Source organism: Billgrantia sp. Q4P2 (assembly GCF_052806135.1).
Map to the genome: position 1 here is coordinate 1 of NZ_JBRBAI010000021.1, position 14,724 is coordinate 14,724.

Genomic DNA, 14,724 nt, shown 5'->3' on the forward strand with positions numbered 1-14,724 from the left:
GGATCCGGTACTACAACGAAGAACGGCCACATCAGTCTCTGGACTATGTGGCACCCCGAGCACACCCTGCATTAGCTGCATAGGGTGTGCAGAAACTAGGGGGTCATTACAGGTTAACCCGCACCAGCGCCCAGGGAGCGACCGAAGAAGCCAACTACCGCTACGACGCCCTGGGGCGGCGTATCAGCAAGACCGTCCATCGGGCCAACGGCACCACCGCCACCACCCACTACGGCTGGGACGGCGACCGGCTCGTGCACGAAGCGAAAGAGCGCTACCAAACCACCGTGGTCTATGAGCCCGGCAGCTTCGTGCCCATGCTCCGAATCGACCAGGCCGGTGATGGCGCAGCCAAGCAGATCAGTGCCTATGTCACCGACGAGGGCAATGGCTTTTAGGTGTATTGGGAATAGGGGCCGCCGCGACTGCAGTGTCTACCATTTCCGGATCTACAAATGATACGTCTCAAGCACGCCTGGCGCATATGCTGGCACTCATTCGAGTACAGCAGAAATAATGCGCCGCGGAAGAATTCAGGCACAAGGTGGTGGCCTAGAGGCGTCAGTGTCTTGGGCACAAATGAGCCCACCCAGTTCTGCAGACGGGCTATTGATGCTTGAGGAGTTGCAAGCACAGTTGACAAAAAGGCAAGTACGAGAGCGAGCTGTAGGGTTTAGTCAGGCCGAATGATTTATCAATAACGCAGGTAATGCAGGCGGTGTTATGGCCCCTGTTTCTAGAAGCTTTCCACGAGGCAATCCGATTCGTGTTGATATAGAAATCATTACGGGTGAGGCATTTGTACCATGACAGATTGTTGAGGTTGAATATGATGATTTTCGAAGTTTGGGAAGATGAGGACGGCACGACACTGTCTACCGTGGAAAATATAATCGAATTAAAAAATAAAGGGCTGCTTTCAAAGAGTGCTAAGCTGCTGTATAAGATAGAGGCTAATAATTATGAAGAGGCAATGGTTGAGCATCATAATAAAATGGGCTGGGAACGATATAAACCCATGGAAGAAGAATGATATTGGCAGCAGCTCTTCTTTGACGACTATGGCCGCCCGGTACAACGCATCGAGGCGGAAGGCAGCCAGCAGTTCACCGCCTGCGATGACGTGGGCCGCTTGAGCAAGCTTACTCTGGGCAACAGCGCGGTCTACCGTTTTTGCTATGACGAGATGGATCGTCTGGCCAGCGAGACCGGCCGTGACGGCTGGGAGCAGCACTACCGCTATAATGGCGCCGGCAACCTGATCGAGCGAGGCTCCTATGGCGGGCGGCCCAGCCTCGGCTATGTGGCTCTTGTTTTTGATGCTGGCATGCTCGTAGATATAAGGTGATAAATAAATCCTGGCGCTGTAGAAAGAAGGTGTGGTTGCATGGAGCGAACGGATGGGCTGGTAGGTAAAGGAAAGCTGAGCGGTGGTAGGTATTTGGCTATATTTCTTGTAGTGGCGATTGCCTCCACTCCGCTAAATATATATCTTTTTAATCATTGGCTGGCTGTTTTTCTAGCTGCTCTGATTTTGGTCCCTATGCTTGGGGGTAAGCCGAGGATGGAGAAAGATTTAATAAATGCCGCGTTATTTGGTTTTTATACATCAGTCTCTATGTCGCTAATCATATCGTTATATTGCTATTATTCCTAATTTTGTTGCGATTCCGTTTTGCGCGATGTCATCATGTGGAGTTTTGGATGTGGGTGAGCTGAAGAAATTGGGCTGGTTTTACAGACTACTTTGTGGTCTGATTTCTTCTTTTTGTCTTATAGCTCTTCTGGGAATTCTTGCATTTGGGCGTGATGAAGGGCTTCATGCTCATGTATTGATCTTTGTTGCGGTTGTAGGGCTATTGTTGTATATATCACTAGTTATTTTGTTGAAAGGCTATCCGCCAAGATTTTTGAAGTGGGCAGCAGGAAGAAAGTGAAGTTTGTCTTACGGGCTTTGGGAACGTAGGCGCCCCCAATCTGAGGCGTGAAAATTGGAGAGTGTTTTTTTGGAGTCAATGCATGGACGGTGTGTTTGAAGCTCTTGTAAAGGCCTTTTTACGTGCGGTTGTATATATCGTAGGACAAATAATATTTGAGGTGATTTTTTATTATGTTGGCTGGCCATTTGTTAAGGTAATGACCTTGGGGCGATACCCGAAAGGCCACGCTCGGAATGGTTGGAAGAGCGAGAGTTATGAGGGAATATGGACCAGCTGCGTGGGTGTAATGGTAATAGCGATCGGGGCCGTGTTTTTTGTCACTGTAAGTTGAATGTCCGAATCAGTGTGCTGCACGTGTCTGAAAACATTGCAGTCCGAACAACATAGATGTTAAGGAAATGATGTGCTTCTAAGCTTTTTCTTTGGCTCGCTGTGTCTTATTGGGCAGCATAGGTACGCTCTATTGAAAGGCGTTGCCTTGCCGTCAATTATTTATCTGCTCCTTGAGGCCGTGGATTATGCTCTGTCCAATGCTGGGCCCTCATTTAGCGATGTCAAATTGCTGCTGTATGTCCCTTTCTTGCTTGCTGAAATTGCAATTGTGGCAGTTGTTTCCATAACCACAATACGAATTGTGTTGCTGGATGAAAGGCCTAAAATCTTTCGGTTCTCCAAGCGAGAGCTCAAGTATGCTCTGTACTACATGGGCTTTTTACTTGCTTGGATGATACCAAGCTCGCTGATAGGGGTGTCAACAGCCCTTGTTTTCCAAAGCATATGGTTGGCTCCGATTCCTTTGGCTTTTTTTCTGGTGGCAGTATTTTTCACGTTAAGGTTGTCGTTGGTGCTTGTGGGTGTGGCGATTGACAGAAAAATTTCTTTGAGAGATTCCTATGTCATGACTCTTGGGCCCCAGTGGGCGCTATTCATTTCGCTTGCAATGTTCAGTGTTTTGTTTGTTGTTTTTTATTTTTTCTGGGGGCTTGCTATCGGCATGTTAGAGTCTGAATATTTTAATTCAGTATCGTTTTTCCTGTTGTGGCCTCTTGGGGATATATTCATCTATGTGCTTATATCTGTTGTTCTAGCTAACTTGTACTCTGTGGCTTATCAGTCAGGCGAAGGCGAAGGTGAAGGTGAAGCACATGCGTTGGTGTGACTATGGACTGGGGCGGGCTGTGAATTACAATTTATAATTGAGGAATTTTTGTGCGCTCCCTATAATTGTAATTGCTGGTTTTGGTTGTTCTAACGAGTCTAAGGGTGTGCAGTGATAGCATCCACCTGACACAAAGCCCCTGAGCCAGTCACCTGACTCAGGGGCTTTCCATTTCTATCACCTAATTACTTCGCCGCCAGCGCCACTCCTACCTTCGAGCGGTTCGGCCGGCCGATGGTCTGGGTGATCCAGGTGCCGGTCTCGGCGAGCTTGTTCAGGTCGATACCGGTCTCGATGCCGAGGCCGTTGAGCAGGTAGACGACGTCCTCACTGGCGGCGTTACCGGAGGCACCCTTGGCGTAGGGGCAGCCGCCAAGGCCGGCGACGGAGCTGTCCACCACGCTGATGCCTTCTTCCAGCACGGCGTAGAGGTTGGCGAGTGCCTGGCCGTAGGTGTCGTGGAAGTGGGCGGCGAGATGGGCCATGGGCACTGCGTCGCTCACGGCTTCGAGCATGCGTTTGGCGGCAAGGGGTGTGCCCACGCCGATGGTGTCGCCCAGCGAGATTTCGTAGCAGCCCATGTCATAGAGTGCTTTTGAAACCTCGGCGACTTTGGCCGGGGCGATCTCGCCTTCGTAGGGGCAGCCGAGTACGCAGGAGACGTAGCCGCGCACGCGTACGTTGGCCTGCTGGGCGCGTTCCAGTACGGGGGCGAAGCGCTCGAGGGATTCGGCCACTGAGCAGTTGATGTTCTTCTGCGAGAAAGCCTCGCTGGCCGCGCCGAATACCGCCACTTCCTCCACGCCGCACTCCAGTGCCGCTTCCAGCCCCTTGAGGTTGGGGGTGAGGGCGGCGTAGGTGATGCCTTGGCGACGCTTGAGGCCGGTCATCACTTCGCGGTGGTCGGCCATCTGTGGCACCCACTTGGGCGAGACGAAGCTGGCGGCTTCGATGTAGCGGATGCCGGCGGCGCCCAGGCGGTCGATCAGCTCCAGCTTGGTGGCCGTGTCGATCGGGTTGGGTTCGTTCTGCAGCCCGTCGCGGGGGCCGACCTCGACCAGGCGTACGCGCTTGGGAAATGCCATGTTCTACACTCCTTCCTGTTCTCGGCCGAGGTTATGAACCGCGGCTTACCCCCGCGCCGCTCACCTTGGCGCTCTCAGATTTGCTTCCAGCTTACTCCGCGGGAGCGAATTCCAGCAGCACGTCGCCTTGTCCCACCGTATCGCCGGCATTGAAGTGGAAGCTTTCCACGTGGCCGTCGGCGGGGGCGGTCATGGTGTGTTCCATCTTCATGGCTTCCATGACCATCAGCGGCATGCCTTTCTCCACCTTCTGACCGGCTTCCACCAGCAGCGCGACCACGGTGCCGTGCATCGGCGCGGTGAGGGTCGACTCGGCCTCGTGGTGGCCATGGTCGATGGCGTCGATGCGGCGCCAGAACAGGCGGGTTTCGCCACGCGGGTCGACCATCACGACGACGTTGCCGTCGCGGCGGGCCTGCAGGCGGCGGCGGTGGCCGTTGAGGGTGACGGCCACGGCGTCGCCTTCCAGGTGCTGCAGGCGGGCGGTGAGGGTCTCGCCGCCGATGGTCAGGTCCCACGGGTCGGCGCCGCTGGCCCGGGTGCCTTCCACGACCACCACGTTTTCCGAGTTCTCATCGTCCTGCACGTGGGCCGGATCGCACAGCGAGATGCGGATGGTGTGCGGGGCGTTGAGGCGGAAGCCGTCGTGGCGGTCCCACGGCGAGTCGCTCTCGCACTCGCGGGCGAGCTGGTTGAGGCCGATCAGCGCGGCACCGGCGTATTCCTCGATGCTGTATTGCTTGGGGGCGAAGAGGGTGGCTTCGTTCTTCTCGATGAAGCGGGTATCCAGCTCGCACGCCTTGAACGACGGGTGCGTGGCCAGCCGCTGCAGGAAGGCACGGTTGGTCACCACGCCCTGCACGTCCAGCGCGGCCAGCGCCCGGTTGAGGGTGGAGAGCGCCTGGTCGCGGTCGTCGCCGTGGACGATCAGCTTGGCGAGCATGGGGTCGTAGTGCATGGAGACGACGTCGCCGGTTTCCACGCCGCTGTCCAGGCGTACGCGCTCAGGGTCGAGTCCGGCGCCTTTCAGGTCCATGGCGAAGCGGGTCAGGGTGCCGGTGGCGGGCAGGAAGTCCTGCTCCGGGTCTTCGGCGTAGAGGCGTGCCTCGAAGCTGTGGCCGGTGATGGTCAGCTCGTCCTGCGTCAGCGGCAGTGCCTCGCCCATGGCCACGCGCAGCTGCCACTCGACCAGGTCCTGGCCGGTGATCATCTCGGTGACGGGGTGCTCCACCTGCAGGCGGGTGTTCATCTCCATGAAGTAGAACGAACCGTCCTTATCTAATAAGAACTCGACGGTGCCGGCGCCGACGTAGCCGATTTCCTTGGCGGCGCGCACGGCGGCTTCGCCCATCTCGCGGCGCAGCTCGGCGGTCATGCCGGGGGCGGGGGCTTCCTCGAGTACCTTCTGGTGGCGGCGCTGCACGGAGCAGTCGCGCTCGAACAGGTACACGCCGTTGCCGTGGCTGTCGCAGAATACCTGAACCTCGACGTGGCGCGGCTGGGTCAGGTACTTCTCGATCAGCATGCGGGTGTCGCCGAAGGCGGCCTGGGATTCACGGCGGCAGCCGTCCAGCGCGGCCTGGAAGTTCTCGCCGCTTTCCACCACGCGCATGCCCTTGCCGCCGCCGCCGGCGCTGGCCTTGAGCAGTACCGGGTAGCCGATCTTGTCAGCCTCGGACTTGAGCAGGGCGTCGTCCTGGTCGTCGCCGTGGTAGCCCGGCACCAGCGGTACGCCGGCATTGGCCATGCGCGCCTTGGCGGCGGACTTGTCGCCCATGGCGGCAATCGCCGAGGCGGGCGGGCCGACAAAGGTGATGCCGGCGGCGTCCAGCGCTTCGACGAAGGCGCCGTTCTCGGAGAGGAAGCCGTAGCCGGGGTGAATGGCGCCAGCGCCGGTACGCTTGGCGGCTTCCACCACCGCTTCCACCTTCAGGTAGCTCTCGCGGGCGGCGGCCGGGCCCAGGCGCACGGCCTCGTCGGCCTCGCGCACGTGGCGGGCCTCGGCGTCGGCGTCGGAATAGACAGCCACGGTGCGCAGGCCCATGGCACGGGCAGTGCGCATCACGCGGCAGGCGATCTCGCCGCGGTTGGCCACCAGCAGGGTGTCGAAGGGCGTGGTACGGGAATCGTGGGTCTGACTCATGAGCGGCGCTCCGAGGAATTCGTGTTGTCGTCGGCCCAGGCGGGGCGGCGCTTCTCGAAGAAGCTGGTCAGGCCTTCCTGACCTTCGGCACTGACGCGCAGCTCGCTGATCACGCGGCAGGTGTGCTCGCGGGTCGCCTTGCTGTCGGCGTCGCGGGCCACTTCGGCCAGCAGCGACTTGGTGGCGCGCTGGGCCTGGGGCGAGCCGGCCAGCAGGGTCTCGATCATTTCGCTCACGGCCTCGTCGATATGATCATGGCCGACGATCTGGTGAGCCAGGCCCAGTTCCAGCGCCTGGTCGGCGTCGATCACCTCGGCGGTGAGCGCGAAGCGGCGCATCTGGCGCGAGCCAAGGGCGCGCTGCACGTAGGGGCTGATCACCGCAGGCGAGAGGCCGATCTTGACCTCGGAGAGGCAGAACTTGGCCTTCTCGGAAGCGATTACCACGTCGCAGCAGGCGGCCAGGCCCACGGCACCGCCGAAGGCCGCTCCCTGTACGCGGCACACGGTGGGGCAGGGCAAGGTGTCCAGGCCGTGCATCAACTGCGAGAGCTTGCGCGAGTCGGCCAGGTTGCCCTCGAAATCGTATTCCACCATGCGCTTCATCCAGTTCAGGTCGGCACCGGCGGAGAAGCTCTTGCCCTCGGAGCCCAGCACCACCACGCGCACCTCGCCGTGGCGGGCAGCGTCGTGGAGCTTGGCGAGGTGTTCGTTGAGCTCGGCGATCAGGCTGTCGTCGAAGGCGTTGTGCACCTCGGGGCGGTTCAGCGTCAGCCGGGCGACGCCGCGGCCGTCGATGTTCAGGTTCGAATAAGTCTGTGTGGTCATATCGGTATCCTGCTGGCTTCGAGCTTCGAGCTTCGAGCTTCGAGCTTCGAGCTTCGAGCTTCGAGCTTCGAGCTTCGAGCTTCGAGCTTCGAGCTTCGAGCTTCGAGCTTCGAGCTTCGAGCGCTCGTGGCGCGTAGCCCGGTGCTCGTGGCTGGTGCGAAGCGCCTACATCCGGAATACGCCGAAGCGGGTGTCTTGTACTTCCGCGTTCATGGCGGCGGCGAGCGAGAGCCCCAGCACGTCGCGGGTCTGGGCCGGGTCGATCACGCCGTCGTCCCACAGCCGTGCGCTGGCGTAGTAGGGGTGGCCCTGGTGCTCGTACTGCTCGCGGGTGGGCTGCTTGAAGGCTTCTTCCTCTTCCTTGCTCCACTCGCGGCCTTCGCGCTCGTACTGCTCGCGCTTGACCTGGGCCAGCACGCCGGCGGCCTGTTCGCCGCCCATCACCGAGATGCGCGCGTTGGGCCACATGAACAGCAGGTTGGGGTCGTAGGCGCGGCCGCACATGCCGTAGTTGCCGGCGCCGAAGCTGCCGCCGATCAGCACGGTGAACTTGGGCACCTTGGCGCAGGCCACGGCGGTGACGAGCTTGGCGCCGTGCTTGGCGATGCCTTCGTGCTCGTATTTGGAGCCGACCATGAAGCCGGTGATGTTCTGCAAGAAGATCAACGGGATCTTGCGCTGGGCGCACAGCTCGATGAAGTGGGCGCCTTTCACTGCGGATTCGGAGAACAGCACGCCGTTGTTGGCGACGATGCCCACCGGATAGCCGTGAATGTGGGCGAAGCCGGTGACCAGGGTGTCGCCGTAGTAGCGCTTGAATTCGTCGAAGTCGGAGTCGTCGACGATACGGCCGATCACTTCGCGCACGTCGAACGGCTTCTTGAGGTCGGTGCCGACGATGCCGTAGATATCGCTGGGGTCGAGCCTGGGTGGCTTCGGCTCCTGCATCTTGAGCTGGCCGCGCTTCTGCCAGTTCAGCCGCGACACGCAGCCGCGGGCGAGCTGCAGGGCGTGGGCGTCGTTCTCGGCGTAGTGGTCGGCCACGCCACTGATCTTGGCGTGCACGTCGGCGCCGCCCAGGTCTTCGGCGCTGATGCTCTCGCCGGTCGCGGCCTTCACCAGTGGCGGGCCGCCGAGGAAGATGGTGCCCTGCTGCTTGACGATGATCGACTCGTCGGCCATGGCCGGCACGTAGGCGCCGCCGGCGGTGCACGAGCCCATCACCACGGCGATCTGCGGAATGCCTTCGGCGGAGAGGGTGGCCTGGTTGTAGAAGATGCGGCCGAAGTGGTCGCGGTCGGGGAATACTTCGTCCTGGCGGGGCAGGAAGGCGCCGCCGGAGTCGACCAGGTAGATGCACGGCAGGCGGTGCTTACGGGCGATCTCCTGGGCGCGGATGTGCTTCTTCACCGTCAGCGGGTAGTAGGTACCGCCCTTCACGGTGGCGTCGTTGGCGACGATCACGCACTCGACGCCGGAAACGCGGCCGATGCCGGTGACCACGCCGGCGGCGGGCACGTCGCTCTCGTAGACCTCATGGGCGGCCAGCGCCGAGAACTCGAGGAAGGGCGAGCCTTCGTCGATCAGGTGGTCGATGCGATCGCGCACGAACAGCTTCCCGCGGGACTCGTGGCGGGTGCGGGCCTTCTCGCCGCCGCCCTGGCTGATCGCCGCGGTCAGCTCGCGCAGCTTCATTACCTCGTGGCGCATGGCCTTTTCGTTGGCCTGGAAGCCGTCGCTGCGCGGGTTGATCTGGGTTTGCAGAATAGCCATAGAATATCCTCTGACGAGCTTCGAGCTTCGAGCTTCGAGCTTCGAGCTTCGAGCGGCTCGTGGCCCGAAGCCCGTGGCTCGCGGCTGGTTTAGGCTGACTCGTTGAAGAGTTCACGGCCGATGAGCATGCGTCGAATCTCACTGGTGCCGGCGCCGATCTCGTACAGCTTGGCATCGCGCAGCAGGCGGCCGGTGGGGTACTCGTTGATGTAGCCGTTGCCACCGAGCAGCTGGATGGCGTCCAGCGCCACCTGGGTGGCCTTCTCGGCGCAGTAGAGGATCACGCCGGCGGCGTCCTTCCTGGAGGTTTGGCCACGGTCGCAACCGGCTGCCACGGCGTAGAGGTAGGCGCGGCAGGCGTTCAGGGTGGTGTACATGTCGGCGATCTTGCCTTGCACCAGCTGAAACTCGCCGATCGACTGGTCGAACTGCTTGCGCTCGTGAATGTAGGGCACGACGACGTCCATGGCGGCCTGCATGATGCCGATGGGGCCGGCGGCGAGTACGGTGCGCTCGTAGTCCAGGCCGCTCATCAGCACGCGTACGCCCTTGCCTTCCTCGCCCAGCACGTTCTCGATCGGCACTTCGCAATCCTGGAACACCAGTTCGCAGGTGTTGGAACCGCGCATGCCGAGCTTGTCGAGCTTCTGGGCGGTGGAGAAGCCCTTGAAGTCCTTCTCGATGATGAAGGCGGTGATGCCCTTGGAGCCGGCTTCCGGGTCGGTCTTGGCGTAGACCACCAGCACGTCGGCGTCGGGGCCGTTGGTGATCCACATCTTGTTGCCGTTGAGCACGTAGTGGTCGCCCTCCTTGCGCGCGCGCAGCTTCATCGAGACCACGTCGGAACCGGCGCCCGGCTCGGACATGGCCAGCGCGCCGACGTGTTCGCCGCTGATCAGCTTGGGCAGGTACTTGGCCTTCTGCTCGGCACTGGCATTGATCTTGAGCTGGTTCACGCACAGGTTGGAGTGCGCGCCGTAGGAGAGGCCCACCGAGGCGCTGGCGCGGGAGATCTCCTCCATGGCGATACAGTGCGCCAGGTAGCCCATGCCGCTGCCACCGTCCTCTTCCGGCACGGTGATGCCGAGCAGGCCCATGTCGCCGAACTTGCGCCACAGGTCGTTGGGGAATTCGTTCTTCTCGTCGATCTCGGCGGCGCGCGGGGCGATCTCGTCGCGGGCGAAGGCGTTCACATGGTCGCGCAGCATGTTGAGTTCGTCATCGAGGCCGAAGTCGAGGGGCTTGTAGGACGTGAACATGGCGGCGGAACTCCTAGTGTCAGTGGTAGACCAGCTGTCTGGTGATACGGGCCGCGCAGGCGCAACCCGCAGCGCTATACATGAATGGTACTAGACTAGGCGAGGTTTACGTTAACGTAAAGTGCAGCTTTTGGACGTGCGACGAATGTAGAAGATAGGTCATGGGAAAGGAGCGTAAGAAGGGTAAGAAGAAAGAGGGTAAAGGAAGCGTGGCAGACGGAGGGAATAAGCGCCACCGACCTGCATGATCGGTGGCGCGGCGACAGGTTCAGCCCCTATCAACCCAGCCACATGGCGAGCTGGTGGTAGATGGGGATGCCCACGATTACGTTCAGCGGGAAGGTGAAACCGAGCGCCGCCAGCATGGCCAGGCCGATGTTGGCCTGGGGTATGGCGGTACGCATGGCAGCCGGGGCGGCGATGTACGAGGCGCTGGCGGCAAGGGCGGTGAGGATCATCAGCGAGCCGGTGGGCAGGCCCAGCATCAGCCCGACGGCCAGGCCGGCCATTGCCAGCACGAACGGCGCCACCAGGGCGAAGGTGAGCAGGCGCCAGTGGTACCAGGGAATGGGCCGCAGGGTTTCCGCCGCGGTCAGGCCCATCTGCAGCAGGAACAGGGCCAGTACGGCATGGAAGGCGCCCATTAGCAGGTCGGTGACGTTGGCGCCTTCCGCCGGGCCGTACATGGCACCGATCACCGCACCACCGGCGAGCAGGATCACGCCGCGGTTGGTCAGGGTCTCGTGCCAGATGCCTTGCAGGGCTTCGCTTGAATCCTTGCCGGAATGACGGCGGTAAAGCGCGATGGCGACCATGATCGCCGGCAGCTCCATCATTACCAGGTAGAGCGTGACCTCGGCGCCGATGGGCAGGGTGCGGCTCTCGGCGAAGGCCAGCGCCACGGCGAAGGTGCCGGCGCTGACCGAGCCGTAGTGGGCGGCGATACTGGCGCTGTCGGCGGGCGAGAGCCGTACCAGGCGGCGCAGCACCGGCATCAGGGCCAGTGGGATCAAGCCCCCCAGGGCGGCCACCGCGAGCAGTTCCGGTATTAGCGACCAGCTGAGGTTGCCATACAGCGCCATGCCCCCCTTGAGGCCGATGGTGAGCATCAGCAGCAGGCTGAGGGTGTCGTAGGCGGCCTTGGGAATGGTGAGATCGGATTTCACGACGCCGGCGAGCAGGCCGAGCAGGAAGAACATCACGACGATATCTGGCATGGGGCTCTCTTCTTCTGGAACGCAATGGCAGGGTAGTCGCGGATTGTGAGGAGTGCGTGGTATTGATTCCAATTGAATGTACTGGCGAATAGTATGGAAAATTATCTATAAGGCTGCAGTGGTCCTTGCCATGAACATACGCCACCTGACGTTTCGCCTGTTGCAGGTCTATGTCGCCGTGGTCCGCAGCGGTTCGGTCAGCGAGGCCGCGCGCCAGCTCCACCTGACCCAGCCGACCGTTTCCCAGCAGCTCAAGCGGTTGGCCGAGGCGGTAGGGGAGCCGTTGCTGATCATGCGGCAGGGGCGGCAGGTACCCACTGAAGCGGGGCGGGAACTCTACCGGGCCAGCCGTGAAGTGCTGGGGCGCTTCGACGACTTCGAGGATTATCTCACCGCACTGCGTGGCGGTGAGCGGGGGCGCTTCAGCATCGCCCTGGTCAATACCGCCCAGTACGTGTTGCCGCGCCTGCTCGGTCCCTTCAGTCAGGCCTTCCCCGATGTCGACGTGACCCTGCATATCGGCAACCGCCGCCAGATGCTCACTCGCTTCGAGCGCCAGGACGACGACCTCTACGTGTTCAGCCATCCGCCCTCGCTGGCTCATGCCCTGGCCGGACGCTTCCTGCGCAATCCACTGGTCGTGGTGGCGCCGCAGGGGCACCCCCTGGCGGATCGTGAACGTATCGCCATGCGTAACCTGCTGGGGGAGCGCCTGCTGCTGCGCGAGCCGGGCTCGGCGACGCGCATGATGTTCGAGGGCTGGCTGCAGGAGCATGGGCTCTCGCTGGGCCCCACGCTGCAGATGGCCAGCAACGAGGCGATTCGCGTGGGGGTAGCGGCCGGCATGGGCCTGGCCGTGCTCTCAGAGCACGTGCTACCCCCGGAACACCCCGATATCGCGATCCTGCCGGTCATCGACTTTCCCATCGAAAGCCACTGGCAGTTCATCGTGCGCCGCGACCGCCGCCTGCCCCACGCCGCGTTGGGCTTCCTGCGCTTCGCCGCTGGTCATCTCGACGAATGCGTGGAACCGCGCTTCGTGGCCAATGAGTTGGGGGAGATGCTGGGGCGGTTGGAGGCTGGACTATCCGGGCGCACCTGAGGCGTTCTGGTTCGATTGAAGGTCGGTGCCCTACAAGATCTCCAGATCGGGAATGTGCAGGATGCCGTCGTCCATGGCCTCGTCGTCGAGTTCGCGAATGACCTGGTAGATCTTGGCCACATGGCGCAGGGTTTCCCGCGGAATGTAACCGCCGGTCCGTTCGCGATGGAGGGTTCGCGCCAGCCAGATGAAGCGGATGACGGGGATGCCCTTCTCCTTGGCCTGCTCGATCAGTGCCAGGGCATCGTCGTCCATCCCCTTGCAGACGATGCGCGGCAAGGGGGTGCTCTCGGCCCGGTAGTAGAGCCCGACGGCGAAGTGGGTCGGGTTGACCACCAGGGCATCGGCGTCTTCCAGCCGTGGCTTGGGCTTGGCGGCCGGGGCGTCACTCATGGCAATTTCACGGGCCACCGAGCGGCGGTGGCTCTTGGTGTGTGGGTCGCCTTCGGCATTCTTGTACTCCTGCTTGATGTCGTCCTTGCTCATCCTCAGGCCCTTGATGTGGAAATACTTCTGCATGCCGAAGTCGAGTGCGGCCAGCACCAGCAGTGTCATCAGGCAGGCTCTCTCGATCTTGACGAACAGCAGGGCAATGCCTTTCCAGGTGGTGTCGAGGTCGGTCAGTGGCAGTTTCACCAGGGTCTGCAGTGCGGGGGACAGCAGTAGATACAGGAGGGTGGCCAGGACGATGGCCTTGACCAGGCTGTTGAACAGCTCGAACAGTTTCTTGCCCGAGAACATGTTCTTCAGCTGGTTAACGGGGTTGAGTTTGTTGAAGTCGATCTTGAGGGCTTCCGGCGCGAACAGGAAACCGAACTGAAGCCAGCTGCCCAGTAGGCGCATGATCACGGCCAAGCCAAGCACCATGAGGATCATCGAGCCCGCAATGGTGAGGCACTGGATGACCACTGCCCGGAGCGCGTATTCGAAGGGTTGATTCAGCAGCGTCAGCGGGACCGCCACCAGGCCTTCCATGCTGGCCATGCCGGTTTCCACCATGGCCAGCATGGTTTCCAGCAGCGCCGCGGCAATCAGCAGCTTGGGGACATCCTGGCTTTGGCCGACCTGGCCTTTCTTGCGTGAGTCGCGCAGCTTCTTGGGAGTAGGCTTTTCGGTCTTTTCACCCATGACGAGACTCCTGGTCGAACCGCGGCGTCATGGGCTGGCGAACAGCAATTGCAGCGTATGCTTGAAGCCTATCCACTGCAGGTTGCGTTCACCGGCCAGGTAGAACAGCATCGGTAAATAGAGCACCAGAAAGCCGAGGCCGACCAGGCACTTGAGTGGCATGGAAAGGATATACGCCTGTAGCTGCGGACTGTACAGGCTGAGAATCGCCATGCCGAACTCGATGAACAGCAGCAGGGCGACCAGAGGGGCGGCGTACAGCACCATGTCGGTAAAGGTTGCGGATAGCAAAGTGAGGTAGACGTCCATGCCATCGGCTGCCGGTGTCGGAAACCATTGGGTGGGCGGCCATACCAGATAACTGTCCCAGATCACCTGCAGCATGGTCAGGAAGGCGCCCGACGTCACCATCAGCACGATCAGCGCCTGTTTGAACAGAAAACCCAAGGGCGTGAAGTCCTGGCCGAGGCTGGGGTTGAGCTGCCCGCCCATCAGCGCGCCACGCTGGTTGTCGAACAAGGCGCCGACCGATTCGAACAGCCAGAAGGGCATGGATAGCAGGGCGCCTAGCAGCATGCCGAGGGCCGCTTCCTTGAAATAGAGGGCGAACAGGGTCCACCAGGAGTGATCATTGGGCAGCGCCTCGTGAATGCCGGGTGACACCACCAGTGCCAGAATGGCCACGATGGAGTAGCGCAGCATGCCCTTGAGCTCATGGAAGGAAAACAGCGGCACCAACAGTAGACAGGGATACAGCCGTGCCATGGCCAGGGTGATGGCCAGGACCCAGTCGGCGAGATGAAGGGCACCCTGAAACGGCATCTCAGTGCCTCGTGGTGGCGATCAGGGTGAAGACCTGGGTGATGAACTGGATGGTTTCCACCCCTATCCAGCGCCCGGTCAGTGCCAGGGTGACCCCGACCCCCACCAGCTTGATCGCGAAGGGCAGGGTCTGGTCCTGAACCTGCAGCAGGGCCTGCAGCAGCGAGACGATCACGCCGGTGATCACCGCCACCAGCAGTGGCGGGGCCGACAGCAACACCACCAGCACCAGGCCTTGCTTGAACAGGGTCAGGGTATCCATGGGCTCA

Annotated in this window: 15 protein-coding genes; 6 read left to right on the forward strand and 9 right to left on the reverse strand. The window is 61.2% G+C overall.

Translation table 11 applies throughout. The features are described from left to right. Positions 1-86: 86 nt before the first annotated feature. The 5 genes from ACUY1T_RS21345 to ACUY1T_RS21365 all read left to right on the forward strand — a co-directional run bounded on the left by ACUY1T_RS21345 (position 87) and on the right by ACUY1T_RS21365 (position 3,099). Positions 87-398, forward strand: coding sequence for a hypothetical protein (locus tag ACUY1T_RS21345; protein WP_446025582.1), 312 nt, complete (start codon positions 87-89; stop codon positions 396-398). Between the two features lie 431 nt (positions 399-829). Further along, the gene (locus ACUY1T_RS21350) at positions 830-1,033 is read left to right on the forward strand and encodes a hypothetical protein (RefSeq protein WP_446025583.1); all 204 of its coding nucleotides are present in this window, start codon (positions 830-832) and stop codon (positions 1,031-1,033) included. A 99-nt stretch (positions 1,034-1,132) separates the two neighbouring features. Beyond that, on the forward strand, positions 1,133-1,348 hold the full coding sequence (locus ACUY1T_RS21355; protein WP_446025584.1) for a hypothetical protein: 216 nt from the start codon (positions 1,133-1,135) through the stop codon (positions 1,346-1,348). Positions 1,349-1,706: 358 nt separating this feature from the next. Then, entirely contained in the window at positions 1,707-1,937 is a 231-nt protein-coding gene (locus ACUY1T_RS21360; RefSeq protein WP_446025585.1) for a hypothetical protein, read from the forward strand. A 406-nt stretch (positions 1,938-2,343) separates the two neighbouring features. Continuing rightward, entirely contained in the window at positions 2,344-3,099 is a 756-nt protein-coding gene (locus ACUY1T_RS21365; RefSeq protein ID WP_446025586.1) for a hypothetical protein, read from the forward strand. A gap of 185 nt (positions 3,100-3,284) precedes the next feature. Here ACUY1T_RS21365 and ACUY1T_RS21370 read toward each other — a convergent pair whose 3' ends face one another. The 6 genes from ACUY1T_RS21370 to ACUY1T_RS21395 form a co-directional block, all read right to left on the reverse strand. After that, positions 3,285-4,184: a hydroxymethylglutaryl-CoA lyase gene (locus ACUY1T_RS21370; RefSeq protein ID WP_446025587.1), complete on the reverse strand. Its 900-nt coding sequence runs from the start codon at positions 4,182-4,184 to the stop codon at positions 3,285-3,287. A 91-nt stretch (positions 4,185-4,275) separates the two neighbouring features. Then, a complete protein-coding gene (locus ACUY1T_RS21375) occupies positions 4,276-6,327 on the reverse strand; it encodes an acetyl/propionyl/methylcrotonyl-CoA carboxylase subunit alpha (protein ID WP_446025588.1) in 2,052 nt (683 codons plus the stop codon). Beyond that, positions 6,324-7,154 carry an enoyl-CoA hydratase-related protein gene (locus tag ACUY1T_RS21380; protein ID WP_446025589.1) on the reverse strand — a complete coding sequence of 277 codons (831 nt, stop codon included), beginning with the start codon at positions 7,152-7,154 and terminating at the stop codon, positions 6,324-6,326. The genes ACUY1T_RS21375 and ACUY1T_RS21380 overlap by 4 nt, the downstream gene beginning before the upstream one ends. A gap of 165 nt (positions 7,155-7,319) precedes the next feature. Continuing rightward, positions 7,320-8,927, reverse strand: a complete 1,608-nt coding sequence (locus ACUY1T_RS21385) for a carboxyl transferase domain-containing protein (protein ID WP_446025590.1) — start codon at positions 8,925-8,927, stop codon at positions 7,320-7,322. Between the two features lie 89 nt (positions 8,928-9,016). Then, on the reverse strand, positions 9,017-10,186 hold the full coding sequence (locus tag ACUY1T_RS21390) for an isovaleryl-CoA dehydrogenase (RefSeq protein WP_446025591.1): 1,170 nt from the start codon (positions 10,184-10,186) through the stop codon (positions 9,017-9,019). A 278-nt stretch (positions 10,187-10,464) separates the two neighbouring features. Further along, positions 10,465-11,403 carry a sodium-dependent bicarbonate transport family permease gene (locus tag ACUY1T_RS21395; RefSeq protein WP_446025592.1) on the reverse strand — a complete coding sequence of 313 codons (939 nt, stop codon included), beginning with the start codon at positions 11,401-11,403 and terminating at the stop codon, positions 10,465-10,467. Positions 11,404-11,533: 130 nt separating this feature from the next. Between ACUY1T_RS21395 and ACUY1T_RS21400 the strand changes: the two genes are divergently transcribed. After that, on the forward strand, positions 11,534-12,505 hold the full coding sequence (locus tag ACUY1T_RS21400; protein ID WP_446025593.1) for a LysR family transcriptional regulator: 972 nt from the start codon (positions 11,534-11,536) through the stop codon (positions 12,503-12,505). Between the two features lie 30 nt (positions 12,506-12,535). Here ACUY1T_RS21400 and sctU read toward each other — a convergent pair whose 3' ends face one another. The 3 genes from sctU to sctS are packed head-to-tail and all read right to left on the reverse strand — an operon-like array spanning position 12,536 to position 14,717. Then, positions 12,536-13,633 (reverse strand): type III secretion system export apparatus subunit SctU, encoded by a 1,098-nt coding sequence (gene sctU, locus ACUY1T_RS21405; protein ID WP_446025594.1) that lies wholly within the window; start codon positions 13,631-13,633, stop codon positions 12,536-12,538. 27 nt (positions 13,634-13,660) lie between these two features. Continuing rightward, positions 13,661-14,455, reverse strand: coding sequence for a type III secretion system export apparatus subunit SctT (sctT, locus tag ACUY1T_RS21410; RefSeq protein WP_446025595.1), 795 nt, complete (start codon positions 14,453-14,455; stop codon positions 13,661-13,663). 1 nt (position 14,456) lies between these two features. Then, positions 14,457-14,717 (reverse strand): type III secretion system export apparatus subunit SctS, encoded by a 261-nt coding sequence (gene sctS, locus ACUY1T_RS21415; protein WP_446025596.1) that lies wholly within the window; start codon positions 14,715-14,717, stop codon positions 14,457-14,459. Positions 14,718-14,724: the final 7 nt, after the last annotated feature.

What these genes read in the sequence shown, in the direction of transcription:
- ACUY1T_RS21370 (WP_446025587.1), bottom strand. Translation starts at nt 4,184, where the DNA reads ATGGCATTTCCCAAGCGCGTACGCCTGGTCGAGGTCGGCCCCCGCGAC.
- ACUY1T_RS21375 (WP_446025588.1), bottom strand. Translation starts at nt 6,327, where the DNA reads ATGAGTCAGACCCACGATTCCCGTACCACGCCCTTCGACACCCTGCTG.
- sctU (WP_446025594.1), bottom strand. Translation starts at nt 13,633, where the DNA reads ATGGGTGAAAAGACCGAAAAGCCTACTCCCAAGAAGCTGCGCGACTCA.
- ACUY1T_RS21395 (WP_446025592.1), bottom strand. Translation starts at nt 11,403, where the DNA reads ATGCCAGATATCGTCGTGATGTTCTTCCTGCTCGGCCTGCTCGCCGGC.
- sctT (WP_446025595.1), bottom strand. Translation starts at nt 14,455, where the DNA reads ATGCCGTTTCAGGGTGCCCTTCATCTCGCCGACTGGGTCCTGGCCATC.
- sctS (WP_446025596.1), bottom strand. Translation starts at nt 14,717, where the DNA reads ATGGATACCCTGACCCTGTTCAAGCAAGGCCTGGTGCTGGTGGTGTTG.
- ACUY1T_RS21390 (WP_446025591.1), bottom strand. Translation starts at nt 10,186, where the DNA reads ATGTTCACGTCCTACAAGCCCCTCGACTTCGGCCTCGATGACGAACTC.
- ACUY1T_RS21350 (WP_446025583.1), top strand. Translation starts at nt 830, where the DNA reads ATGATGATTTTCGAAGTTTGGGAAGATGAGGACGGCACGACACTGTCT.
- ACUY1T_RS21380 (WP_446025589.1), bottom strand. Translation starts at nt 7,154, where the DNA reads ATGACCACACAGACTTATTCGAACCTGAACATCGACGGCCGCGGCGTC.
- ACUY1T_RS21400 (WP_446025593.1), top strand. Translation starts at nt 11,534, where the DNA reads ATGAACATACGCCACCTGACGTTTCGCCTGTTGCAGGTCTATGTCGCC.
- ACUY1T_RS21385 (WP_446025590.1), bottom strand. Translation starts at nt 8,927, where the DNA reads ATGGCTATTCTGCAAACCCAGATCAACCCGCGCAGCGACGGCTTCCAG.